The sequence below is a fragment of the Oleiphilus sp. HI0125 genome (assembly GCF_001635355.1).
On record NZ_LWGF01000112.1, the window covers coordinates 28,873 to 51,987 of the forward strand.

General features: G+C 45.2%; 26 protein-coding genes and 1 pseudogene. 9 read left to right on the forward strand and 18 right to left on the reverse strand.

Features of this window, described 5'->3' with window-relative positions; translation table 11 throughout:
• Position 1 precedes the first annotated feature (1 nt).
• The 5 genes from A3762_RS01835 to A3762_RS01845 form a co-directional block, all read right to left on the reverse strand.
• Complete coding sequence (locus tag A3762_RS01835; RefSeq protein ID WP_068753828.1) at positions 2 to 934, reverse strand: LysR family transcriptional regulator; 933 nt, start codon at positions 932 to 934, stop codon at positions 2 to 4.
• Between the two features lie 126 nt (positions 935 to 1,060).
• Entirely contained in the window at positions 1,061 to 1,825 is a 765-nt protein-coding gene (locus A3762_RS01840) for an outer membrane protein transport protein (protein ID WP_156493129.1), read from the reverse strand.
• Between the two features lie 18 nt (positions 1,826 to 1,843).
• Complete coding sequence (locus tag A3762_RS26275) at positions 1,844 to 2,011, reverse strand: hypothetical protein (protein ID WP_156493130.1); 168 nt, start codon at positions 2,009 to 2,011, stop codon at positions 1,844 to 1,846.
• A gap of 6 nt (positions 2,012 to 2,017) precedes the next feature.
• Positions 2,018 to 2,167, reverse strand: coding sequence for a hypothetical protein (locus A3762_RS26280; protein WP_156493131.1), 150 nt, complete (start codon positions 2,165 to 2,167; stop codon positions 2,018 to 2,020).
• Positions 2,168 to 2,379: 212 nt separating this feature from the next.
• A complete protein-coding gene (locus A3762_RS01845) occupies positions 2,380 to 2,988 on the reverse strand; it encodes a tRNA-(ms[2]io[6]A)-hydroxylase (protein WP_068753832.1) in 609 nt (202 codons plus the stop codon).
• 367 nt (positions 2,989 to 3,355) lie between these two features.
• Between A3762_RS01845 and A3762_RS01850 the strand changes: the two genes are divergently transcribed.
• From A3762_RS01850 to A3762_RS01865, 4 genes are all read left to right on the forward strand, one after another.
• Entirely contained in the window at positions 3,356 to 6,139 is a 2,784-nt protein-coding gene (locus A3762_RS01850; protein ID WP_068753835.1) for a bifunctional aconitate hydratase 2/2-methylisocitrate dehydratase, read from the forward strand.
• A 270-nt stretch (positions 6,140 to 6,409) separates the two neighbouring features.
• Positions 6,410 to 7,027 carry a NapC/NirT family cytochrome c gene (locus A3762_RS01855; RefSeq protein ID WP_231878696.1) on the forward strand — a complete coding sequence of 206 codons (618 nt, stop codon included), beginning with the start codon at positions 6,410 to 6,412 and terminating at the stop codon, positions 7,025 to 7,027.
• A gap of 85 nt (positions 7,028 to 7,112) precedes the next feature.
• On the forward strand, positions 7,113 to 7,529 hold the full coding sequence (locus A3762_RS01860) for a MerR family transcriptional regulator (RefSeq protein WP_068753839.1): 417 nt from the start codon (positions 7,113 to 7,115) through the stop codon (positions 7,527 to 7,529).
• On the forward strand, positions 7,522 to 8,727 hold the full coding sequence (locus tag A3762_RS01865) for a permease (protein ID WP_068753841.1): 1,206 nt from the start codon (positions 7,522 to 7,524) through the stop codon (positions 8,725 to 8,727). Before A3762_RS01860 ends, A3762_RS01865 begins: the two co-directional genes overlap by 8 nt.
• Positions 8,728 to 8,786: 59 nt before the next feature.
• On the opposite strand, the gene A3762_RS01870 is transcribed toward A3762_RS01865, so the two are convergent.
• Positions 8,787 to 9,218, reverse strand: a complete 432-nt coding sequence (locus A3762_RS01870; protein WP_068481514.1) for a TraR/DksA C4-type zinc finger protein — start codon at positions 9,216 to 9,218, stop codon at positions 8,787 to 8,789.
• A 273-nt stretch (positions 9,219 to 9,491) separates the two neighbouring features.
• Here A3762_RS01870 and A3762_RS01875 point away from each other — a divergent pair, with 273 nt between their 5' ends.
• The 5 genes from A3762_RS01875 to A3762_RS01895 all read left to right on the forward strand — a co-directional run bounded on the left by A3762_RS01875 (position 9,492) and on the right by A3762_RS01895 (position 13,045).
• Positions 9,492 to 11,120 carry a YdiU family protein gene (locus A3762_RS01875; protein WP_231878697.1) on the forward strand — a complete coding sequence of 543 codons (1,629 nt, stop codon included), beginning with the start codon at positions 9,492 to 9,494 and terminating at the stop codon, positions 11,118 to 11,120.
• Positions 11,121 to 11,402: 282 nt separating this feature from the next.
• Positions 11,403 to 11,828, forward strand: a complete 426-nt coding sequence (locus tag A3762_RS01880) for a GNAT family N-acetyltransferase (RefSeq protein ID WP_068753865.1) — start codon at positions 11,403 to 11,405, stop codon at positions 11,826 to 11,828.
• Between the two features lie 109 nt (positions 11,829 to 11,937).
• Positions 11,938 to 12,207, forward strand: coding sequence for a hypothetical protein (locus A3762_RS01885; RefSeq protein WP_068753844.1), 270 nt, complete (start codon positions 11,938 to 11,940; stop codon positions 12,205 to 12,207).
• 272 nt (positions 12,208 to 12,479) lie between these two features.
• Complete coding sequence (locus A3762_RS01890; protein WP_068753846.1) at positions 12,480 to 12,746, forward strand: type II toxin-antitoxin system Phd/YefM family antitoxin; 267 nt, start codon at positions 12,480 to 12,482, stop codon at positions 12,744 to 12,746.
• A gap of 2 nt (positions 12,747 to 12,748) precedes the next feature.
• Positions 12,749 to 13,045, forward strand: a complete 297-nt coding sequence (locus tag A3762_RS01895; RefSeq protein WP_068753848.1) for a type II toxin-antitoxin system RelE/ParE family toxin — start codon at positions 12,749 to 12,751, stop codon at positions 13,043 to 13,045.
• A gap of 39 nt (positions 13,046 to 13,084) precedes the next feature.
• Here the strand turns inward: A3762_RS01895 and A3762_RS01900 are convergent, their stop codons facing one another.
• The 12 genes and pseudogenes from A3762_RS01900 to A3762_RS01955 form a co-directional block, all read right to left on the reverse strand.
• Positions 13,085 to 13,798: an LrgB family protein gene (locus A3762_RS01900; protein WP_068753850.1), complete on the reverse strand. Its 714-nt coding sequence runs from the start codon at positions 13,796 to 13,798 to the stop codon at positions 13,085 to 13,087.
• The gene (locus A3762_RS01905; protein ID WP_068477609.1) at positions 13,798 to 14,154 is read right to left on the reverse strand and encodes a CidA/LrgA family protein; all 357 of its coding nucleotides are present in this window, start codon (positions 14,152 to 14,154) and stop codon (positions 13,798 to 13,800) included. The genes A3762_RS01900 and A3762_RS01905 overlap by 1 nt, the downstream gene beginning before the upstream one ends.
• Before the next feature lie 125 nt (positions 14,155 to 14,279).
• Positions 14,280 to 15,371, reverse strand: a complete 1,092-nt coding sequence (locus A3762_RS01910) for a tRNA-uridine aminocarboxypropyltransferase (protein WP_156493134.1) — start codon at positions 15,369 to 15,371, stop codon at positions 14,280 to 14,282.
• 363 nt (positions 15,372 to 15,734) lie between these two features.
• The gene (locus A3762_RS01915; protein WP_068753854.1) at positions 15,735 to 16,802 is read right to left on the reverse strand and encodes a low specificity L-threonine aldolase; all 1,068 of its coding nucleotides are present in this window, start codon (positions 16,800 to 16,802) and stop codon (positions 15,735 to 15,737) included.
• Positions 16,799 to 17,419 carry a dTMP kinase gene (tmk, locus tag A3762_RS01920; protein ID WP_068753856.1) on the reverse strand — a complete coding sequence of 207 codons (621 nt, stop codon included), beginning with the start codon at positions 17,417 to 17,419 and terminating at the stop codon, positions 16,799 to 16,801. The genes A3762_RS01915 and tmk overlap by 4 nt, the downstream gene beginning before the upstream one ends.
• A 55-nt stretch (positions 17,420 to 17,474) precedes the next feature.
• On the reverse strand, positions 17,475 to 18,536 hold the full coding sequence (gene mltG, locus A3762_RS01925; RefSeq protein WP_082868880.1) for an endolytic transglycosylase MltG: 1,062 nt from the start codon (positions 18,534 to 18,536) through the stop codon (positions 17,475 to 17,477).
• On the reverse strand, positions 18,523 to 19,392 hold the full coding sequence (gene pabC, locus A3762_RS01930) for an aminodeoxychorismate lyase (protein WP_068753858.1): 870 nt from the start codon (positions 19,390 to 19,392) through the stop codon (positions 18,523 to 18,525). Before pabC ends, mltG begins: the two co-directional genes overlap by 14 nt.
• Before the next feature lie 42 nt (positions 19,393 to 19,434).
• Positions 19,435 to 20,676, reverse strand: a complete 1,242-nt coding sequence (gene fabF / locus A3762_RS01935) for a beta-ketoacyl-ACP synthase II (RefSeq protein WP_068479310.1) — start codon at positions 20,674 to 20,676, stop codon at positions 19,435 to 19,437.
• Positions 20,677 to 20,809: 133 nt separating this feature from the next.
• A complete protein-coding gene (gene acpP / locus A3762_RS01940; RefSeq protein WP_068479307.1) occupies positions 20,810 to 21,043 on the reverse strand; it encodes an acyl carrier protein in 234 nt (77 codons plus the stop codon).
• A 158-nt stretch (positions 21,044 to 21,201) separates the two neighbouring features.
• Complete coding sequence (gene fabG, locus A3762_RS01945) at positions 21,202 to 21,960, reverse strand: 3-oxoacyl-ACP reductase FabG (RefSeq protein WP_068753860.1); 759 nt, start codon at positions 21,958 to 21,960, stop codon at positions 21,202 to 21,204.
• A complete protein-coding gene (gene fabD, locus A3762_RS01950; protein ID WP_068753862.1) occupies positions 21,961 to 22,902 on the reverse strand; it encodes an ACP S-malonyltransferase in 942 nt (313 codons plus the stop codon).
• 24 nt (positions 22,903 to 22,926) lie between these two features.
• A pseudogene (locus A3762_RS01955) lies at positions 22,927 to 23,115 on the reverse strand (phosphate acyltransferase); the annotation flags it as partial.

Below are 23,115 nucleotides of genomic sequence, written 5' to 3' on the forward strand. Positions count from 1 at the left end.
TTTATTTTTGTGCCAGCGCCATCAACTCACGCAATACCAAAGAGCGAAACCATTGGTGTTCTGCAGGCTTGTTTTGCCGTTGATGCCAAATCATCTTGTAATTAAAAGGTGGAAACTCTATTTCTTCTGGCAACAAAGCGCTCGTTAAACCTTGTTCAGCTAACGCTTGTGCGCTCATTGCAGACCCACCAAGCATCAGATAATCTGTGTTAGTTAGGCATGACATTGCCGTGTGCATATTGCTTGTTTCAAAAGCCACACGGCGCGACAAACCATGTTTAAATAAAATAGGCGCATCCTTCACATGGTTCTCGTTGAATTCTGGCACGATGATTTTGATATAGGGGTAAGATACATATTCATCGAGTGACAAACGCTTTTTATTTGCCAAAGGGTGGCGAACATTCATCAAAACACAGAGATCAATTTCTTTAAGGACTTGTTGATAAAAATTCGCCTTATCGATCTCAACCACATTAAGTGCAAGATCAAGCTGCCCATTAGCCATATCATCAAAACTTGTTTTCCCCCAAGGCTTCATTTCAATGTTCACTTTGGGTGCTTCATCTGCTAAGCGCGCCAACAAGGGCGGGCATAAGCGTGCCGCGACATTATCTAACAAAGATATCCTGAAGGTTCGATCGCAATCACTCACTACAAACTCCGGTGGTGATACAAGTCGGCCTAGTTGCTCTAGCAGTTCGCTTAAAGGTGTTTGCAGTTCAAGCGCCCTTTCGGTTGCGCGAATTCCCTGCGTACCACGAAAAAACAGTTCTTCGCCAAATAAGTCCGACAAACGGGTGAGCATCTTACTCATTGCAGATTGTGTAACGTGCAAGCGCTCAGCGGCGCGAGACACGCTCTCCTCTTCAAGTAAAACTTGTAAGGCAACCAACAACTTAATATCGCAACGAGCTAGATTCTCTAACTTCATAACACCCCTCGGTCATATTTATGCTTAAAACTCATAATTTATTGACACCGCTCCAGCGACTGCTGAATTGTTGTACTCGCCTGCAGGGCTCGCCAAAAAGCCTGACTCATGCGCAACGCTCGGCGTTCACAAATCGGCATACTCTAAACCGAATGCCACATCCACCTCTGGAGTTGCTCTATAGAGCGCACCAACGGTATAGCGTTTGATTTCATCAAGCGGCATATCAGCAGAACGGTACTGGTCATCAACAGGGCTATCATCTAAAGAAAATCCTGTTTTTAAGGTCCAATCGGAATTCAAGGCATATTCCCAACCAACTGCATATCGATTGGCGTCTTGCCAATGACGATCTATATCTAGCTCCATACCTAAAAGCTCAGAGTAAATAGTGGTAGTTTCAAAAGAGCTGTAGAGCACACGACCCACATCCCATACAAATGCTGAGTTATCACTGACTTGGTGATAACCACTCAACATGACTGTCGCCGGGTTATCCCAGTTCAAAGAGGCATAGTCGCTTGTACCGTTGAGGCTGTCATCTCCTTCTAGATCTGCATTGACCTCTGAGCGATATACCAATCCAAGACGATTCGACTGATTAAGATCCCACGTTGCGCCGGCTGTCCAGCCATACGCGACATCATCAGCATCTAAGCCAAGATCTTGCCCCATTACCGTTAGCTCTTGCTCAGCCTTGATATAGTTTGCGTTAATACCTGCGCCCAATGACAAACTATCTGTTACACGATAGGCAACGGATGGCTGCACCTGAATTTTCTCTATGCTGGCAGACTTCGCGACATTCGCACCAGCCCAATCATCGGCATAATCAATACTGTTTCCGTAATGCACCATCAAAGACACCCCTACTTTGAGGTCATCAGACAAACTATGCACGTACGCTGCTCATGGTATGTGAACAACCCCGCCGGCATCCCCACCGTCCTTCTTTGCGGGGCCGACCTTAGGTTGTTCTGCTTCAAAGTTAATATCAGTTTCAGCTGCGACAACACCAACAGCACCCTGATTACCTTCTAGTTGTGTCATATTCGCCGAGTTTGACCAAGAAGCCATCGCGTCTCAAGCGTGAGCCGCTTGTCCTACTCCTGCCGTACCAAAAGCAGCTGTCCCAGGTGTTACCTGTAGGCCGACGGCATAAACATTTGATGCCGCCAAAGAGAGCATAGCCAACCCAAAAAGATTCTTACTTACGAGTGTTGTTTCATTCATATTTTTCTCCACTGAAGTCTGCGTTTCTTAACAACTTGAGCTCAGTGTAAGGACGCGATACCGAGAAAAATAATGATAAAAAGGACTAACAAATATTCCTTAAAGGAAAGAATATAAAAATCTAATTTCCAGAAAGGAATTTATAGAGCAAGAGGCAGCACCGGTCAAGAGGACTAAAAGAAGGTTTCTAGGAGGAATATTAGGTGTATTGTTTAGTGCACTGGCCCGCTATGAAAACGAAACTCCGTATCAGGCTCTTCTATCAACGCCGCCTCGATGACTTTGAATTCTGCCACGCGTTCTGAAATATCTTCACCTGCATACTTGGTCGCAAGTTTTAAATAGTCTTGGTAGTGACGGGCCTCAGACTTCAATAGAGACTCATAGAAATCTTTAAGCTCTTCATCTAAGAACGGCGCAAGTTTGGCAAAACGCTCACATGAACGGGCTTCGATGAATGCGCCAATAATAAGAACATCTACTAGCTTTTCCGTTTCCGTCTTACGCATATGATCACGTAAGCCGTTTGCATAACGCGAAGCAGATAGCTTGCCGTAGATCAGGCCGCGCTTTTTAATAATCTTTAGCACTTGTTCAAAATGACGAAGTTCTTCGCGCGCTAATCGCGACATCTTATTCAGCAGTTCGTTGTCATCAGGGTAACGATGAATGTTGTTCAAGGCCGTCATTGCCGCTTTCTTTTCACAATGGGCGTGATCAATCAGCATGATATCCTGATTGGCCAATGCGTTTGTAATCCATAGATCCGGTGTTTCACACCCAAGAAATTCATGAATTTCGGCTAAAGCGTCAGTGGTCATACTTATTCATCCAAATGCTAAAAACTACATACAAAATAAAGCGCAGGGATTATAGCGAGCAAGGCATAGTTGGTCACTCATATCGCACAAAGTTTGTATCATTATCGCCATGTGCAAACCGCCCAAAAAACTCAAATAAAAATGATTCTTATTACAGTTAAACCCTTGTAAACACTGGGTTTGTAAAAAGTCGTCAAGTTCATCTCTATTTGCTGAATGTATAGCGAACATTGTATGTATTCAAACCGTTTATTCTTAACAACAAATTTAAAAATCAGTAGAATCGCGCTCGAAGAATTTTGTGTGGACTACATTTACCAAAATTCAGTCCACACCTTGGAATTTCAACTTTGGAAGAGAGATTCAAATGAGCTTGTATTCAGATTATTTAGCAGAGATCGAAGTTCGTAAAAACGAACTTGGTCTACACCCAAAACCAATCGATAGCGCAGAATTGCTATCTGAGATCATTGCCCAAATCAAAGACACTGGCAATGCAGAACGCGAAGCGTCTCTAAACTTCTTCATCTACAATACGCTTCCTGGTACTACTCCAGCGGCAGGCGTAAAAGCAGCTTTCTTAAAAGAAATCGCTCTTAGCAACGAAACAGTTGCAGAAATTTCTCCAGAATTCGCGCTAGAGCAACTTTCTCACATGAAAGGCGGCCCTTCTGTTGAAGCACTTCTAGACATCGCCCTTTCTGACGACGCGCAAGCAGCGGCAGCGGCTGAAGTATTGAAGTCACAAGTATTCTTGTACGATGCAGACACAACACGTCTTGCAGACGCGTTCAAAGCAGGCAACGCAATCGCAAAAGATATTCTTGAAAGCTATGCAAAAGCAGAGTTCTTCACGAAGCTTGACGATATCCCAGAAAAAATCGACGTTGTTACTTACATCGCAGCAGAAGGCGACATCTCTACTGACCTTCTTTCTCCGGGTAACCAATCACACTCACGAGCTGACCGCGAACTTCACGGCCAGTGCATGATCACGCCTGAAGCACAACAAGAAATCGTTGAGCTTGGTAAGAAGCACCCGAACGCGAAAGTTATGCTTATCGCTGAAAAAGGTACGATGGGTGTTGGTTCTTCACGTATGTCTGGTGTTAACAACGTTGCACTTTGGGCTGGTGAAAAGACTTCTCCATACATTCCATTCATCAACAACCGTCCAGTTGTAGCAGGTACTAACGGTATCGCGCCAATCTTCTTGACGACTGTTGGCGTAACAGGTGGTATCGGTCTTGACCTTAAAAACTGGGTTAAGAAAACTGACGCAAATGGCGAAGTTGTTCGTGATGAAAACGGCGATCCAGTATTAGAAGAAGCATACTCTGTTGCGACAGGTACTGTTCTTACTATCGATACAAAAGCGAAGAAGCTTTACAACGGTAGCGAAGAGCTTTCTGACGTTTCTGACGCATTCACGCCTCAGAAAGTTGAGTTCATGAAGGCTGGCGGTTCTTACGCGGTTACTTTCGGTAAGAAGCTTCAAACATTCGCAGCTGAAACATTGGGTGTTGAAGCGCCTGTTGTTTACGCAGCATCTAAAGAGATCTCAAACGAAGGCCAAGGCCTAACTGCTGTTGAAAAAATCTTCAACCGCAATGCAGTTGGCGTAACGTCTAAAACTCCTCTACATACTGGTTCAGACGTTCGCGTTAAAGTGAACATCGTTGGTTCTCAGGACACTACTGGTCCAATGACTTGCCAAGAACTAGAAGCAATGGCTGCTTCTACTATCTCTCCAGATGTTGATGGTGCTTTCCAATCAGGTTGTCACACTGCTTCTGTATGGGACAACAAAGCGAAAGCGAACACGCCTAAGTTGATGGCATTCATGAACGCATTCGGCGTAATCACTGCACGTGACCCGAAAGGCGTTTACCACTCAATGACTGACGTAATCCACAAAGTATTGAACGACATCACTGTAGATGATCGCGCAATTATCATCGGTGGTGACTCACACACACGTATGTCTAAAGGTGTAGCGTTCGGTGCAGACTCAGGTACAGTTGCAATTGCATTGGCAACTGGTGAAGCAGCAATGCCAATCCCAGAGTCAGTAAAAGTAACCTTTAAAGGTTCTATGAAGCCACACATGGACTTCCGTGACATCGTACACGCGACTCAAGCACAAATGCTTAAGAAGTTCGCTGGCGAAAACGTTTTCCAAGGTCGTGTTATCGAAGTACAAATCGGTACGCTACTTGCTGACCAAGCGTTTACCTTCACTGACTGGACTGCAGAGATGAAGGCGAAAGCGTCTATCTGTATCTCTACTAACGAAACTTTGATCGGCTCACTAGAGCTTGCTAAGTCACGTATCCAGATCATGATCGACAAAGGCATGGACAACGAAGCACAGATGCTTAAAGGCTTGATCGCACTTGCTGACAAGCGTATCGCTGAAGTGAAATCTGGCGAAGCTCCAGCACTTGCTCCAGACGACAACGCGAAGTACTACGCAGAGCTTGTTGTTGACCTAGATGCAATCGAAGAGCCAATGATTGCTGACCCAGACGTAAACAACGAAGACATCTCTAAGCGTTACACGCATGATGTTATCCGTCCTACTTCTTACTACGATGGCCGCCAGGTTGACCTTGGCTTCATTGGTTCTTGTATGGTTCACAAAGGTGACATGCAAATCATCGCAGCAATGCTTCGTAACCTTGAGAAGAAAGGTCCTATTACGTTTAACGCACCACTTGTTGTTGCGCCACCAACGTACAACATCGTTGATGAACTAAAAGCAGAAGGCGACTGGGACATCCTAGCTAAGTACGCTGGTTTCACGTTTGACGACGACAATCCAAAAGAAGCAGCACGTACTAAGTACGAAAACATCCTTTACCTTGAGCGTCCTGGATGTAACTTATGTATGGGTAACCAAGAGAAAGCAGAAGCAGGTGATACTGTGCTAGCAACTTCTACGCGTCTATTCCAAGGCCGTGTAGTAGAAGACTCTGCTGAGAAGAAAGGTGAATCACTACTAGGCTCAACGCCAATGGTTGTTCTTTCAACGATTCTTGGTCGTTTCCCAACTTTGGAAGAGTACAAAGAAGCGGTTGACGGTATTAACCTAACTTCTTTCGCACCACCTTCTGAAGATTTGGCAGTGCCACTTAAGATTGTTGGCTAGTCATTGACTAGAAAAATTAGGCCTTGAAATGCCAAGGCCTAAAGCGTTTGAAAGCCCGAGCATGGAGACGTACTCGGGCTTTTTATTACCTAAATAATTAAAAAAAACGCTTAAAGTTCAATACACTCTAAAAACAGGTTCTAGCAACAATTCGTTAATAAAAAACCGAATACAAGAAATTTTATCTACTAGTCTGAGCTTCCAATCTTTACCGGTATGAAAAGAGAGGGATCATGACACACAAGAAAAGCGTCATTTTTGGGCTGATAGGTGTTGGCATTGTCATTACTGATCTTCGCTGGCACAAGCATTTATGCCATTAAAGCAACCTCGACCACCGAGTTTTGCGTCAGCTGCCATGAAAGGGATATTCCATTTGAGGAATATCAATCCTCCCATCACTTTATTAACCGAGAGGGCATCCGCGCTGGCTGCGCCGACTGCCACATACCACAAAGCCCTACCCGTATGCTCTGGGCCAAGATCATGGCCGGCAAAGACCTCTACCATCATTTCATTACCGGCAAAATCGATACTGGAGAAAAGTTTGAAGAACATCGCCAAGAGCTAGCTGAAATGGTGTGGCATAAGATGGAGAGTCAAGCTTCAGAAACATGCCGTTCTTGCCATAGCTTTGAAGCAATGGACTTTTATGCGCAAAGCGAAGGTGCTGCAAAAATGCACCAAATGGCAAAGCGCGTTGAAGAAGGGCTTCAATTTCTCTTAAGTAGCGGAGCACTGCAAGACTTTCTGACCAACCACCCTGTTACATCAGCAGCGTTTCCGTTGGAAAAATACCAAAACAGTATCAAGTTTGATCTGCACAACCCAGATTTATCGCCCGAAACCGAGCAACTAGATGCCAAATTCTGGCTAGCGCTCGATTAAAAAGAAAGCGTTCTAAGATCGCTTGACCTTCCAGTAGCTATAAGCTTTATTCTTACCGACGCTCACTACTGAGATAGGTGTAAATATGAATATTGGTGAAGCGGCTAAGCTAACAGGCTTAAGCGATAAAACACTCAGATACTATGAGAGCATCGGCCTTGTAAGTGCCAAGCGCTCTTCGAATGGCTATCGTCTTTACACCGACAAACAGATTGATGAACTCCATTTTCTGGCGTCTGCACGCCAAACTGGATTCACCCTAGATGAATGCAAGGCACTGCTTGCCTTGTTGCGAGATACGAATCGTCACAGCCGCGATGTCAAAGCTTTCGTGACCGACAAACTCATGAAACTAGATTCCCAAATCGCCGCGCTAAGCAAAATGAAGCAATCGCTCGAACAGCTATCTTCACGCTGCAATGACAACGACGACAGCCAGTGTGCAATTATTGAAGGGCTAAGCAGTAACACCCTCTGCAGTAAGGAGGAGAATAATGAGTGATTCGAAAACAAGCTGTTGCGGTTCGGCTTCTAATCAAGCATCAGAACCAACAACTAAAAGTTCATGCTGTGGCAACGCAGAAAAGTCTGCAGCCAAACCTGAAGCTAACACACAACAAACGACAAGTTCTTGCTGTGGCTCTAAACCACCAGCTGACGAAGAACAAAGCAACTGTTGCGCACCTGAACCAAATAAAACAGATTGGTTACTTTGGGGTTCTATTCTTGGTGTGGTCGCGTTTTACGGCGCAAGTTTTTTAGATCTCTCACACGAACATTGGCTGGGCGCATTCAGTCATAGCGTACGCGATTTAATGCATGTGATGTGGTGGGGCTTAGTACTCGGCATGATTATGGTCGGAGTGCTCAGCCAAGTGCCACAGAGCTTCGTGCAATCGATGCTTGGTAAAGGCGGAACCTTTACAGGCCTATTACGCGCAACCTTCGCAGGCGTCCTGCTCGATCTGTGTAGTCACGGTATTCTTATGGTTGGCATGGAGCTTCGTAAAAAAGGCGCAAGCCTTGGGCAAACCATGGCGTTTTTGATCGCTAGCCCATGGAACTCGCTTTCACTCACGATCATCATGATTGCATTAATCGGCTTAGAGTGGACGATCATCTTTATTCTGCTCTCAATGCTCATTGGAATTGCGGCCGGATGGATGTTTGATCGACTTGAAAAAAACGGAACACTCCCAAGCAACCCGAACGTACTGCCTTACGATCCCGATTTCAAATTCTGGCCCGAAGCTAAGCGCCAACTAAAGGGTGTGTCATGGGATTCAGCGCTTCTTAAACGCTTTGTTCAAGGAGGCATTAATGGCTCACGCATTATCATCAAATGGATATTGTTTGGCGTGTTGCTCGCTTCTGCTATTCGCGCCTTTGTGAGCCTAGAGCTTTTCCAAGATTACTTCGGTCCTACTTTGCTTGGTTTATTTGCGACCTTAGTCGCTGCGACCATCATTGAGGTCTGCTCAGAAGGCTCGACACCTATCGCGGCCGACTTGATGACTCGTGCCAATGCACCCGGTAATAGTTTTGGTTTTTTGATGGGCGGCGTCGCCACCGATTACACCGAAATTATGGTCATCAAAGACACCACCAAGTCATGGAAAACAGCACTCTATTTACCGCTGTTAACCCTACCGCAAGTGTTTGTGATTGCGTGGTTGCTTAATCAAAGCATTGGAAGTTAATGCTTCCAATGCTTTGATTAAGCATCGAGGCGCCATCATTCGTTTACTCTCAAGCTTAACTAATCTCTGAACACGTGCTCCTGCATTTCACGTGCTTGTTTGACGTCTGCGCAGTACTCAGCTGTTGGTCTTAAAAGTAATCGCGGAATACCGATTGGATCTCCAGATTCAATACAGTAGCCATACTCGCCCAGCCGAATCCGCTCTAAGGACTGCTGAATCTTAGGGAGTAGCTTTTGCTCTCGGTCAACAATGCGCATAGAAATCGCACATTGCTCTTCCCACGAGGCACGATCTCCTTCGTCAGCCGAATCAACAGGGCTCGACATTTGATCTTTAGCCTCTTGAATTCTCTCTCGTGTAGAGTCATGCAACTCAATTAGCAATGCTTTGAAGAACGCCAGTTGCGCATCGTTCATATACTCGTCTTCAGAGGCTAATTTAATCGTTTCGATTGTGTACTGCTCCGAGGCTTTTTTTGATTTACTCATACTAATCCCATAGGCAATAAAAACAGACTATCCGTGACTATAAAATGTTACGTTATAACATATCAAATAGATTATCATTACGTTTAGTAATCCAAGCCCAGCAAATAATCAGTACACACATTTAAATATTTCCTCGATGACAGACGAACACCATTTATGAAGTGTTATGATTTGTCCAATTCGTCAGCCCTGTTTTTACTATGACCCTGGAGCATTCTCATCGCTACGCGCATTACATCGCTTTCTGAACTCGCAGAACATACAGACTACTCATTGCTAAACGAGTTAAGTCCGGATCCACAATCCAACGAAGATGGGCAAGATCACCGCCCACGCCAAGTATTCTCGGGGCATTATGTTCGCGTCACACCAACTCCGATTGCAACGCCAAAATACATTACGCATAGCCCAAGTTTTTTTGAAGAGCTTGGCTTTGACGAGTCTTTTGCACACACAGAAGACTTTCACCGATTGTTCTCTGGAGATGCCTCACATCTTCCTGCGCCAATGAAGTCCTATGGTTGGGCCACAGGCTACGCCCTTTCTATTTACGGAACTGAATACACACAGCAATGCCCATTCAGAACGGGAAATGGCTACGGTGATGGTCGCGCATTGTCGGTGGTTGAAGCCGAACTAAATGGCAAACGTTGGGAGTTTCAATTAAAAGGCAGTGGTCGCACACCTTATAGCCGTGGCGCTGATGGTCGGGCTGTATTGCGCTCAAGCGTGCGCGAATTCTTGGCACAAGAACATATGCACGCACTTGGCGTAGCGACCTCTAGGTCACTGAGCTTATTTGTATCAGAAACAGAAGTCGTCGAGCGCCCTTGGTATTTACCGGAATCTGATTCTATCGATCCTGAAATACTCGTGGATAATCCGGTTGCGATTTCAACACGCGTTGCACCCTCGTTTTTACGTGTTGGGCAAATCGAGCTCTTCGCACGCCGTGCACGCAGCGATGCACATCCCAATGCACATAAAGAGCTAAAACAAATCGTCGAGCATTTAATCCGTCGTGAATACATTGCAGAAATCGACACCACCCTGCCCTTTGATGAGCAATTAGCCTTACTAGTCGAGGCCTTTCGTGACCGCCTCATTTCACTTGTCTGCAACTGGTTGCGTGTTGGTTACTGCCAAGGCAACTTCAATAGCGACAACTGTGCGGCAGGCGGTTTCACGCTTGATTACGGCCCATTCGGATTCTGCGAACGCTTTGAGCAACGCTTTCAGCCTTGGACTGGCGGAGGAGAACACTTCTCGTTCTTCAATCAGCCCAATGCCGTGCAAGTCAATTTCGAAAGCTTCTGCTCTGCACTGTCTCCGCTTTTAGATGCAGATTCACCAGCGAATACAGTAATAGAACAACTACGTACCGAGTTCTTCGATAAAATGCGCGCAGAGCTCAATCAGGTGTGGGCATCCAAGCTAGGTTTAGAAAGTGTCGAGCCTTCATTAGTGAAGCAACTTATTCGCCTAATGGAACTCACGCCTGTCGACTACACCCTATTCTTCCGTGAGCTCTCGAACATCCCCGAAGACAGCTCAGCACTGCACAAGAGTTTTTACAGCGAGCCAGCAAACAGTTTGATGGATGAATGGAATCTTTGGTTTGATCAATGGAAAGCCGCGCTGAGCGCATCGGCAAAAGAGCCATCTCAAATTGCTCAAGAAATGAAACAGGTGAACCCGAAATACATCTGGCGTGAATGGCTCATTGTTCCGGCCTATCAACAAGCAGAAGCTGGTGATTACTCGCTGATTCACGAGCTACAGGAGATACTGTCTAACCCTTACGACGAACAATCAAAAGAGATTGAAGACAAGTATTATCAACTCAGGCCACGCGAGTACTTCCACGCTGGCGGCGTATCGCATTACAGTTGTTCGTCTTAGGTGAAAAGCTATTTTCAGATTAGTGCGTCGCAAGACGCATATAAAGACAAACACTCTTTAAAATCACCCAAATATTTGAATTTATTTGCATTTTCAAAGAAGAATAAAAACAGAAATATACGTCGCAAGACGTACTTTTCTCAGAACAACTTTGTGTTTAGGATATAAAACTCAGGCATGATTGGGCCAGCCAATTAAGCGAGGAACAGCCATCAAAATGTATATGCGTCGTAAACAAGCGCGTCGCGAGACACAGAATTAACTGTTATGGCTCAAAAGGATATGAACTATGAACTAATTAATTCGCCATCACCTGAATTAGTAAAAGAGCTAACTAGTAACTTTTTCGCATATTCAAAAAGTAAGCTTCCAAACTTACCGCCAGAATCAGAAGACAAAATATTCATGGTAAGTGCACGCTCACAGTCAGGAGAATTAATTGGTGGTATTCTCGCAAACTGTTACTGGGATGGCCTCGAAATAGATACTGTCTGGGTTTCGGGCAAAGAACGAGGTAACGGTTTAGGTTCAGAGCTGGTAAGTAAAGCAGAAGCTTTTGGTATTAGTAATGGTGCGGTAATCGCGTTCTTAAAAACAATGGATGCCAAAGCTTTTTATACTAAATTAGGTTACGAGGTATACGGAGCTCTAGAAGATCGTCCTATTGGTACCTTGTTATATCACATGAAAAAACGACTAAATAAATAGTCATAACCAGGCGCTCAAGTGACGCCCAAACAAGTTTGGGCTAGCACAGCCACTGCTGCACAGCGCCTGCCCCTTAGCTTGGCGTTAAGGCTCACATGGAAATCAGGGAATGAAGCCAAAATTAATCACAAGTATTCTTCTAGGTTCACTTTTTCCGTGGCCATACTTCCTTCTTATAACCGTGGGTCCGATACGAAGCTATGATGAAGCTGGCAAAGAAATAGTCGGCCCTGGAGGCTTGGCAGGATTTATAGAGTTCGAGGGTATCGCAGATTCTTTGCTTATTTACTCTAAGGCAGCCGCTGTAAGTGCATTAGTGGTTTTCGTTATCTGTTCCATCTACGAGGTAGTTTCGAAAAAATGTGCCACAAAGCCTTAGCAAACACATCAAAGGCGCCCTGCGGGCTGGACCTTCACTCCCCGCGGCTTCGCCGCTGAGTTTCGGCCCATGCTGGCGGCGTTAAAATAACCAAAAACAAATCGACAATAATACCTAGGAAAAGATGGCGTTGACGATCATCGCGAGTATGGAATAGGCGCCACACTTAGGGCTAATTTCAAAGGCTTCAATTCAACTCATAACACCCACCCATGACTTTGACAGCACCGATAAACAGGTGCTATAAAAAATCTCATAAAGAGGGCTTTATTATGCAAACTAAATTCTCTGAAGATGTAATTCCACTATCAGATTTGAAAGTGAATCCGGGCAAAGTCGTCAATCACGCAAAAGATACGCATAGACCCGTTCTTGTGACGAGCCGTGGGCGCGGTGTTGCGGTGGTTCAAGGCCTTGATGATTACGAAAATACAAAAGAAGAACTGGAGTTTGTTAAAGCTATTGCGCAAGGTTTGATGGATATAAAAGAAGGTGAGACTTCAGATATTAGTGATGTGAAAAAGCAGCTAGGCCTCTAGCCTTGGACATTTCATTTTCAAAATCCGCCATCGACGATCTAAAAAACATAAAAGAATATTACATCGAGCAAGGCGTACCTGATATTGGCCAAAACTTCGTATCATCCATCGTTGAGCATATTAAAACACTATCATCCCATCCTGAGATCGGACGTGTTGTACCTGAGTTTAACGATGAAGCGATTCGAGAGCTGATTCACGCGCCATTTCGCGTTGTATATATGCGTGATGAAACAGCAATAAAGATAGTGAGAGTATGGCGCAGCGAACGACTACTCAGACTACCAGAAGATCAGTAAGGTCTGTGGCCCCGCTTCCACTAATCAGTAGCGCTCTTGTCAAAACAACCAAAAACAAATCGGCAGCAATATCGCGGTGAAGATGGCATTGACGATCATTGCGAGAATCGAATACGCGCCACACTTCGGACTAATTTCAAAGGCTTTGACAGTACCAATCGCATGCGCACTTAAACCAAGTGCGAGGCCTTTTTCTTCATCTCGTTTGATAGAGAACTTCTGAAATATATAGGGTGCAACGACTGCGCCGAAGACACCAGTAATCATCACAAACCCAGCAGCGAGGGAAGCAATCGCGCCTGTTTCTTCTGAAACTAAAACCGCAACAGCAGTGGTCACGGATTTTGTCAGCATTGCCAGAACAGATTCATCGCTTGCTGAAAAGAGCAGTAAAATTGCCACAGCTAGGGCAACAGTGGCGACCCCTCCCACAAACACCAGTAAGCTGATTTTGGCGAGAATCTTTCGCATATGCTTGGCTTCGTAAAACAAGGGCACTGCCAAGGCCACAATCGAGGGCGCTAAAAACCAATGAATAATCTGTACCGAAGCAAAGTAGTCTTTATAGGAAATCTGTAACACTACTAAGAGCAAAATCATCACAGCAGAACCCGCTAACACGGGTTGTAAAAGCGGATGTAAGCCCGACTTCACGTAGGCTTTGCGCACTAGCCAATAAGTGGCCAGCGTCGCCAAGATCAGCCCCAGATCTGTTAGTAAGGAAGTAGCATCAAGATTTGAGAGAAAGTCCATCACAGTGACTGCTCTCTTTCATCTTTCGAAACGAGCTTTGCGAATAGCCATGGCATTGTAATCAAGGTAAACAGTACACTGACGCAGATGGCAACCAGAATAGCCAGCCATTCTTTTTGGATTAAATGCCAGTGATCCATGATGCCAATACAAGACGGCAGAATAAGCAGCGGGATATACAGGGTAAGGGTTTGGCTAGAGCGTTCTAGGTACTTGCCGGGCTTGCCACGAAATACACATATAGCAAACACAATCAACAAACCAATAATCGCACCCGGAATGGGAATACTAAGTTGATCGACCAACCATGTGGCCAGCACGCTAATAAGACACAGGCTAACTAAGCCAAACACCATGTTCTTCTGCCCAAAACTTTTAATTATTAATATTCACAAGCTCGAGATAATAACGGAGATCATCCACGGCTCAAGCCTGTTTGCTGAATATCCGGCATACAAAGGCCTAAGTTATTCAATGCAGCTTAATCGTCACTGTAATTGATATGACCTGCGTAATTCTGACGATAACAATCCGCACCTATCATCTGTATCTGTTTTTGCATGAACAGATCAAACAAAGTCGTTAAGGCACTATCCCCGACCGCTGATGCAAATGTCTCGACCGTTGAAAGCGCGTCTTCCGATGGTACTTTTCTCACCAAATAATTCGACAATTTATCAAGTGACAAACTGGCCCTTGGCAATTCTGCTAACCAAGGATTGAGGTGTAGTATCTTTTTCGCCTTACGCCATGTTGCATCAATGAGAATATACTGACGTTCAAGACTCTTAGCCTCTGCCTGCATATTTAACTGAGCAAAGCCTGCCTCGACAATGTCGCCCCCAGGAAATATTAGCACCTGTTGTTCACGCTCTTTAGCACGAGGCTCCGGAAACACCTCAGAATCTTTCACTAAAACGCTTGGAAAACGCTGCTTGATTAACGATACCGTAGAGATCGTTTTTTTACGCTCTTCTGGGTGCCTAAAAATAACGACAGAGGTTTGATCTTTGCTAGCTTCGACGTGTCCACACATACACATCTTATGCGGCAAAGCGCAACCAAAACAGTAACGACTGCCTTCGATCTTGGCGTGATAGATAGGCATACGTTTTACCTTGCTTTCATCTTGATGAAGCTTCGCTCCGATTAACACGCCTTGCTCATTCGTGTGCAGTTCAATGCTTCGCTTCGATACGCCATCACAACGTTTAGTCGCGTCATACACACTTACTGAATAAACCTTATCTCTCAATAGGACTGGCTCGCTCTCCAGCATCAACACATGGCCAGTATCTCCAGAACTTGGCAACACATCTTTTCGCCATGCGAGCAAATGTCCAGACTTTAGCGTACTTATTTTGTTTGAACCAATCTCTTGCAGAAGATTAAAGTAATGCACTGCTTTGGGCCGTGAAAGTCGATACGGAAGCGTAATAGAAAGATGAGACAACAGAAGATTAAACAAGCCTGAGCAGTCACAGCTAATCGCCAACTCATCGACATGGCTTTCTCTAGTAAAAGATTTGGAGGGAAGACTATCCCATTCAGACAGGACTTCGAGTGAGTTCAAAATTAGCTCTCAAGCAAGCAACGTTGTATGCAAAAGCATATTGTAACGCCAACTCGCTCAAGATGCTTCCTGACACAATGACTGCTCTCTCAAGAAAGACGAGTTATCAAGATTTAAACGCTTGGTTCCATGCGCCATGGTCTACCATCGCATTTAGAATAATTTGAGCAAGAAGGTGTGCAACCTCTGCAAGGCAAACGCTTCGCTTCGTTAACGCTTTGATTATTTTGCGACTTTGATGGTGTTTGATTTTGTTGTGTCTGACTCAAAGCTTCAACCCCTTTACATAGTAATAGTGAGGTTAGTGATACGTCAGAGACCTAGCGCCGGTTCAAACCTTATGAACCCGCTGTGGTTTTTTCTCTATTTAGAGGAATGAAGAACATTCTCAAATTGAGTGAGCTCACTATCAGAGGTATTAAACGAGACAACAAGACGCACAAGCGTTGCATCAGAACGATCTTTAGTTGGCAAAAACCGCTTAGGCCATTCATAAAACACAGCGCCAGCGTTTCGCAATTCCTTGATTTTAGCGTTGTCGATAAACGCAAAAACTTCGTTCCCGAAGTTTGCTTTCTGCTCTGGCCAAGCAAGTTCAGAGTAGCAACTGCTCTGGATAGATTGAGCAAGTTTGTGCGCTTGCGCATTGCTCTGTATCGCTAAATCGAGCCAATGATTTTGTTCAAGCCAGCCGCAAAACTGTGCCCCCAATAATCGTCCTTTAGAAAGCAAGTGCCCTGCTCGCTTCCGTCGATATTCAAAGTCTTTAGCAAGTTCTTTATTGAAGAAGATAACCGCTTCGGCCGCTAACGCGCCGTTTTTACTTGCTCCCAAACACAAAACATCGACGCCGGCTTTCCAAGTCATGTCAGCAGGCGAGCAGTTCAATGAGATAAGCGCGTTGGCAAAACGAGCGCCATCCATGTGTACATTCATATCATGCTTTTTAGCGAGTGATGTGAGCGCTTGAATTTCTTCCAAACTGTAGGCACATCCGCTCTCGCTGAGTTGCGTGATACTTAATGCGCGAGGTTGTGGAGTATGAGGCTCATGCCCTTCAAACGTTGTTAAGTACTCAAACAATGCCTGCTGACTTAGTTTTGGACGATCAATATCAAGACCTGTTAAACGCGCGCCACCGGTATACATTTCAGGGGCGGTGAGTTCATCATTCAAGATATGTGCGTGATCATGACAGACAATTTGATCCCACGGCTGAACGAGGCAGGATAGCGCAAGGCAGTTGGCGGCCGTTCCAGAGGTAACAAAGTAGGCTTTAAGATCGGTTTCAAAGATCTCGGCTAATAGCAGCTCGGCTTTGTGTGTCCACTCATCTGTGCCATAGCTTGAGCTGGAACCAGCATTTGCAGCAATAATGGCATTTAATACCTGCTCTGAGGCTCCACTTTGGTTATCACTGCCAAAATTCATTCCATCAACTCACTCAATTTAAGTGCCAAATCAGATTGTACTTCTTCAAGTGTTTGGCTTGCATCAAGAATAACGAATCGTTCAGGATCTTCGCTCGCACGTTCAAGATAGTTATTACGCACACGATTAAAGAAGTCGATTTCTTCCTCTTCAAAACGATCTAGCGCGGCACGTTTGCTTGCCCGTGCCATACCAACTTCAATCGGCGCATCAAGCAATAGCGTGACATCTGGACGCAGATCACCTTGCACAAAGTTTTCGAGGTTGGCGACTTTTTCACTCGGTAATTCACGCCCACCACTTTGGTAGGCATAGGTTGCATCGGTGAAGCGATCACACACAACCCATGTACCCGCGTCTAATGCAGGAAGGATCTTCTCGTTAAGATGTTGCGCACGCGCAGCAAACATCAACAATAATTCGGTATCTGGGCAAACTTTCTCGTCACGGCGTGCAATCAGGACTTCACGAATTTCTTCTGCTAGCGGCGTTCCACCTGGTTCTCTGGTAACAATGCAATCGATACCCTTTTCTCGCAATGTATTCGCTATAAATTCAATATTGCTGGATTTGCCAACACCCTCACCGCCTTCGACGGTAATAAACTTTCCACGCATTCTCGTTTTCTCTCGTCGGGACCAATCTGCTTATGACTGCCCCTATTACTCATAGCTAATTGTAAATCGACTTATAATCGCTTCGTCGACGTAATTGGTATTCTCGTACCGCTTTATTATGCTGTGCAAGCGTTTCGGAAAACACGTGCGAACCGTCCCCCTTGGCAACAAAATACAAAGTCTTTCCAGCCTTTGGATTTAACGCAGCGTGAATCGCTTCGCGACCAGCTAAGGCAATAGGCGTCGGAGGCAAATCATTAATCCGATAAGTATTGTAAGGTGTCAGCTCTTTTAGATGTTTGCGGGTAATATTGCCCTTGTAACGATCCCCCAGACCATAGATCACCGTAGGGTCTGTTTGCAGTCTCATTTTTTTATTCAACCGACGTACGAACACACCAGCAATTTCTTCACGCTCGCTAGGCTTACCGGTTTCTTTTTCAACTATTGAAGCGAGAATCAAAGCTTCATATGGCGTTGCTAATGGCAGTTTAGATTGTCGCTTCGACCATTCTTCGTCTAGCACTTTGAGTAAGCGCTGATGCGCGCGCTTTAAAATGGAAAGATCGCTTTCACCTTTGTGGAAAAAGTAAGTATCCGGATAAATCGCCCCTTCGGGATGCGTGAAAACAAAATCGCCTTTTTGCGGAAGATCGCTTGATTTATTTCCTGTGAGTTTTTGCAGTACCTCTTTGTCACTCAAACCTACCAGCACATGTTGCAAGCGAGAATCTGATTCAAGCTCTGCACGCGCTTCTTTGAATGTAGATCCTTCAATTAAAGCGACTTTATAGCTGACATGCTGATTTGATGTAAGCAAGGCAAACAGCTCAACCAGCGTCATATTGCGTTGAATTTCAAACTCGCCGGCTTTGAGTTTCGGACTAAGATTTTTATGGCGAACGTATATCTTGGCCACTTCTTCATATTCAATAATTCCCAATTTATGGAAATCATTAATCACTCGGTTGGACGAGCTTCCTTTTTTAAGTTCGTATACAAAAGGCTCTGTGATTAGTAAGGGCTTTTCGAGATAACGCAGATAAGAAAGGACAGCTAGAGCACCAAGAAATGCGAACAGAACAACTGAGCCGAGAAAAAATTTAAGCCACTTCATAATCAAAACCAAAGCGCTGTTTTACTGCTGACATCATCTTATTTACTTGTGTAGAAGGCGCATACTTTGATTGCTGAAACTGACTAACAGGCCATACACCAAATACACTGTTGATCATGAGTAAGGCATCTGCCTGATGCAGATCATCCAATGTCATTTGTCGCTCCTGTATCGCGAACGAGCCATCGAACTCCTCAAGCTCGCCTGCTAGCAAAGCACTTAATAAGGTACCGCGAATTCCACAAACACTCAGTTCTGGCGTGTAAAACGTTCCATCAATCAAAGCGATTAAGTTTGATTTGGTGCCTTCAATAACGTGATTCTTTTGATCAAGCATGACACCTTCCGGCGCGCCGTTTAACTCGCGAGCCCCCATGACCTGATCGAGTCGATTCAGATGCTTGATACCTGCCAACATAGGTTGCTCACTCAAGCGATGCGAACACAAGGCAAGCTCAATCCCCGATGAATAATAAGATTCTTGGTAGTGAGGTAATTCAAATACTTGGATAAATAGATCAACGGAACTCGGCTCTATAGGCGCATAGCCACGCCCACCTTCTTTGCGTGTAGCGATGAGTTTAACCAGACCGTTCTCATGACCGTGCAATTGTAGCTGACGAACGGCGTTCTCTAGCTGATCATCAAAAGTTTCTAGTAGCTCCAGACTAGAACCAAGAGAGAGTACCTCAACACCACGGAGAAATCGGGCGCGATGGTAATCTAGTAAGGGCACTTTAGCTTGAACAACACGAATGGTTTCGAAGATACCATCGCCATACGCGAGACCCCGGTTACTCAAACTAAGCGGAGATGTAGATTCTTCCTCAAGCGAGGAATACAGGAGCGCCCCCATTGAGAACCTCTGAATTTATTGTTGTTTTCTAAAGATAAACGCTTATACAGCTTTAAAGATCAAGGTGCCGTTCGTGCCACCAAAACCAAATGAGTTACTCAACACAGTATTAATTTCTGCTTCACGGGCTTGATTAGGCACAATATCTAACGTGACAGCTTCTTCTTTATCTTCAACGTTAATAGTTGGTGGTGCAATATTGTCACGAATCGCAAGCACACTGAAGATCGCTTCAATCGCACCAGCTGCACCGAGTAGATGGCCAGTCGATGACTTTGTAGAGCTTACTAAGAGCTTCTCATTGGTATCGCCGACTAATTTCTGAATTGCCTGCGCTTCCGCTAAATCACCCAGGGGAGTCGAAGTACCATGCGCATTGATGTAATCAAGTTCACTGGCTGGTATGCCTGCATCATTCAAGGCATTTTGCATTGAGGTCAATGCACCTTCGCCATCTTCAGAAGGCGCTGTCATATGAAATGCGTCATCGCTCATACCGAAGCCAATCACTTCAGCATAAATCTTCGCACCACGTGCTTTCGCGTGTTCATATTCTTCAAGCACAACACAAGCCGCACCATCTGATAACACAAAGCCATCTCGTCCTTTATCCCAAGGTCGTGATGCTTTTGTTGGTTCGTCGTTACGCGATGAAAGCGCTTTTGCATTAGCGAAGCCCGAGATTGCAACTGGCGTTGTAGCCATCTCCGCTCCGCCTGCTAACATCACGTCTGCATCGCCATAAGCGATGGTTCGCGCAGCGTAACCAATATTGTGCGTACCTGTCGTACAAGCCGTCACAACCGCAATGTTAGGACCTTTAAAACCATACTTAATGGCGACGTTGCCAGAGATCATATTGATGATTGCACTAGGCACAAAGAATGGTGATACGCGTCGAGAGCCAGACTTATGGAAGGTATCTCGTGTACATTCGATCGTTTCGATACCGCCAATGCCAGACCCTACCGCAACGCCTGTCCGTTTTAGTTGTTCTTCAGATAAGGACTCGAGCTCTGCATCCTGCACAGCCTGCATACAAGCAACCATGCCATAGTGCATAAACGCGTCCATACGTCGCGCTTCTTTTCGATCAATGTATTCTGACAAATCGAAATCTTTGATTTCACCACCGATTTTTACAGGTAAATCTGTCGTGTCAAAGCGCTCAATCAAACCGATGCCACTTTCTCCCGCTATTAGTTTGTCCCAAGTTTCGGCAACCGTATTCCCGAGCGGGGTTAACGCACCTAAACCTGTGACAGCAACGCGACGTTTTGACATGGGTATCTCCATCCTATGATTTTATAGCTCAGTATTAAGACCAACAGCAGCTATAACAAAAACACTTACTTAATAACCAAAAAACCGCCCAAAGCATTATCGCCATGGACGGTTTGCTAGAGCAAATCGAGTCTTATTGATTAGCAATAATGTAGTCGATTGCTTCTTGAACTGTAGAAAGCTTTTCTGCTTCCTCATCAGGAATTTCAGTTTCGAACTCTTCTTCAAGCGCCATTACTAACTCTACGGTATCAAGAGAGTCTGCACCAAGGTCATCAACAAAAGACGAAGTATTTTGTACTTCAGACTCTTTAACACCTAGTTGTTCACAAACAATCTTTTTTACACGCTCTTCTACAGTGCTCATAGTTTCCTCTCTTCATTATATCGGAGTGCTAACCAGCTTTATGTTTTGATTGATGCTGGTCTGCACGCTCCCTGCTTACGCCCTAGTTGTACGTGTCAGGTAATGTTGCGTGCTAGTCTAGTTGAATCAATGCCCTGAAACAAGTTCCAATCAGGCCTTTAAGACATATACATTCCGCCATTCACATGCAAGGTTTGGCCTGTGATATACGATGCATTCGGTGAAGCTAAAAAAGCTACTGCTGAAGCAACTTCAGCAGGACTACCAAGACGATTCATAGGAATTTTCGACAACATTAAGTCCTTGTTTTCTTCACTCAAATCGTCGGTCATGTCGGTCTGAATATAACCTGGAGCAACTGAATTTACCGTGATTCCACGACTACCGATTTCAGACGCGAGCGAACGTGTAAACCCTTCAATTCCAGCTTTAGAAGCACAGTAATTTGCTTGCCCCGGGTTACCCATTTGTGCAACAACAGAGCTCACGTTAATGATGCGCCCCCAGCGAGCCTTCGTCATTCCCTTCAATACTGCTTTCGATGTGCGGTACACAGAGCTCAAATTTGTTTGAATCACTGACTGCCAGTCATCTTCTTTCATACGAAGCATGAGGCCGTCTTTGGTAATGCCGGCATTGTTTACCAGGATAGAGGGAGCTCCATAAGCTGAAGTTACCATTGCAATGCCATCACTCACCGAGTCAGGGTCGCTCACATCCATGACAACCCCATCGCCATCCAAGCCCCACTTGGCAAAGTAATGAGAGATAGAAGACGCTCCCGCTTCAGAGGTAGCCGTTCCAATAACAGTTATATTCTCATCAGAAGCTAAAGCCTTGGCGATCGCCTGACCAATGCCGCGACTGGCACCAGTCACTAAAGCTACCTTTCGCTCATTTAATTTCTTTAAACTCATTTACGCTTCCTCACTGAGCGATGCAATCGTTGAGGTGATGCCCTGCCCATCTGAAATTGCGAAATTTTCTAGTGACTTGTCGACGCGACGCGTCAAACCTGCAAGGACTTTGCCTGGCCCACATTCAACAAACTGAGTTGCACCCTGATCAGCCAAGTAACATACTGATTTAGTCCACTGCACAGCTTTAGACAAGTGAGGCAATAGATTCGCTTTCAAGTCTTCAATAGAGTCTGCTACGGTCGCAGTATAATTTTGAACAATCGGAACCTGCGGCTCGCCAAGCGAAATTGCATTGATGGCTTCTGCAAGTTTTTCACCCGCAGGCTCAAGTAAAGCGCAATGACAAGGCACGCTCACAGTCAGCATTGCTGCGCGGCGCGCACCTGCTTCTCTAGCCAACTCAATCGCTTTTTCAAGCGCATCATTCGCACCCGCGATCACTACCTGACCCGGCGAGTTAAAATTAGCTGCTGATACAACACCTACACTAGATGCCTCTTCACATACTTTAATAACAGTCTCATCATCCAAACCAAGCAAAGCTGCCATCGCACCTTGGCCCAGAGGAACTGCCTGCTGCATAAGCTGGCCACGCAAATGAACAAGTTTAACGGCATCAGACAATGAAATAGCGCCAGAGGCAACAAGCGCGGTGTACTCACCGAGGCTATGGCCACACATAAAGTCCGGTCGAATCGTTGTTTGAGCACACCACTCTTCCCATACTGCGATACTAGCGGTGAGAATCAATGGCTGCGTAATCTCTGTTTGATTAATTCTCTCTTCAGGACCTTCTAGCGCCAATTTTCTTAAATCGATACCAATCGCGTCAGAAGCTTCAGCAAACACCTGATTTGCCTTCTCTGATGATGCTAACAAATCAGCCATCATGCCCACACTTTGCGATCCTTGACCGGGGAACATAAATACCAACGACATAAAACCTCCTTATATCACCGCAAGTTAGTCGAACGCGATGAACTCTAGTGCTTTGTTAATTTTTTCAGGTAGATTAGAGCGTGCTTCGCGATCCGCAAGCTCAATTGCATGCACAAACGCTTCTACCTTTGCGTTGCCGTGGCTTTTCACCACAACGCCATTTAATCCTAAGAACATGGCTCCGTTGTGCGTATCGGGATCAAGCTGTTTCAG

What these genes read in the sequence shown, in the direction of transcription:
- A3762_RS01835 (WP_068753828.1), bottom strand. Translation starts at nt 934, where the DNA reads ATGAAGTTAGAGAATCTAGCTCGTTGCGATATTAAGTTGTTGGTTGCC.
- A3762_RS26275 (WP_156493130.1), bottom strand. Translation starts at nt 2,011, where the DNA reads ATGGCTTCTTGGTCAAACTCGGCGAATATGACACAACTAGAAGGTAAT.
- A3762_RS26280 (WP_156493131.1), bottom strand. Translation starts at nt 2,167, where the DNA reads ATGAATGAAACAACACTCGTAAGTAAGAATCTTTTTGGGTTGGCTATG.
- A3762_RS01845 (WP_068753832.1), bottom strand. Translation starts at nt 2,988, where the DNA reads ATGACCACTGACGCTTTAGCCGAAATTCATGAATTTCTTGGGTGTGAA.
- A3762_RS01850 (WP_068753835.1), top strand. Translation starts at nt 3,356, where the DNA reads ATGAGCTTGTATTCAGATTATTTAGCAGAGATCGAAGTTCGTAAAAAC.
- A3762_RS01860 (WP_068753839.1), top strand. Translation starts at nt 7,113, where the DNA reads ATGAATATTGGTGAAGCGGCTAAGCTAACAGGCTTAAGCGATAAAACA.
- A3762_RS01865 (WP_068753841.1), top strand. Translation starts at nt 7,522, where the DNA reads ATGAGTGATTCGAAAACAAGCTGTTGCGGTTCGGCTTCTAATCAAGCA.
- A3762_RS01870 (WP_068481514.1), bottom strand. Translation starts at nt 9,218, where the DNA reads ATGAGTAAATCAAAAAAAGCCTCGGAGCAGTACACAATCGAAACGATT.
- A3762_RS01880 (WP_068753865.1), top strand. Translation starts at nt 11,403, where the DNA reads ATGAACTATGAACTAATTAATTCGCCATCACCTGAATTAGTAAAAGAG.
- A3762_RS01885 (WP_068753844.1), top strand. Translation starts at nt 11,938, where the DNA reads ATGAAGCCAAAATTAATCACAAGTATTCTTCTAGGTTCACTTTTTCCG.
- A3762_RS01890 (WP_068753846.1), top strand. Translation starts at nt 12,480, where the DNA reads ATGCAAACTAAATTCTCTGAAGATGTAATTCCACTATCAGATTTGAAA.
- A3762_RS01900 (WP_068753850.1), bottom strand. Translation starts at nt 13,798, where the DNA reads ATGGACTTTCTCTCAAATCTTGATGCTACTTCCTTACTAACAGATCTG.
- A3762_RS01905 (WP_068477609.1), bottom strand. Translation starts at nt 14,154, where the DNA reads ATGGTGTTTGGCTTAGTTAGCCTGTGTCTTATTAGCGTGCTGGCCACA.
- A3762_RS01915 (WP_068753854.1), bottom strand. Translation starts at nt 16,802, where the DNA reads ATGAATTTTGGCAGTGATAACCAAAGTGGAGCCTCAGAGCAGGTATTA.
- tmk (WP_068753856.1), bottom strand. Translation starts at nt 17,419, where the DNA reads ATGCGTGGAAAGTTTATTACCGTCGAAGGCGGTGAGGGTGTTGGCAAA.
- mltG (WP_082868880.1), bottom strand. Translation starts at nt 18,536, where the DNA reads ATGAAGTGGCTTAAATTTTTTCTCGGCTCAGTTGTTCTGTTCGCATTT.
- pabC (WP_068753858.1), bottom strand. Translation starts at nt 19,392, where the DNA reads ATGGGGGCGCTCCTGTATTCCTCGCTTGAGGAAGAATCTACATCTCCG.
- fabF (WP_068479310.1), bottom strand. Translation starts at nt 20,676, where the DNA reads ATGTCAAAACGTCGCGTTGCTGTCACAGGTTTAGGTGCGTTAACCCCG.
- acpP (WP_068479307.1), bottom strand. Translation starts at nt 21,043, where the DNA reads ATGAGCACTGTAGAAGAGCGTGTAAAAAAGATTGTTTGTGAACAACTA.
- fabG (WP_068753860.1), bottom strand. Translation starts at nt 21,960, where the DNA reads ATGAGTTTAAAGAAATTAAATGAGCGAAAGGTAGCTTTAGTGACTGGT.
- fabD (WP_068753862.1), bottom strand. Translation starts at nt 22,902, where the DNA reads ATGTCGTTGGTATTTATGTTCCCCGGTCAAGGATCGCAAAGTGTGGGC.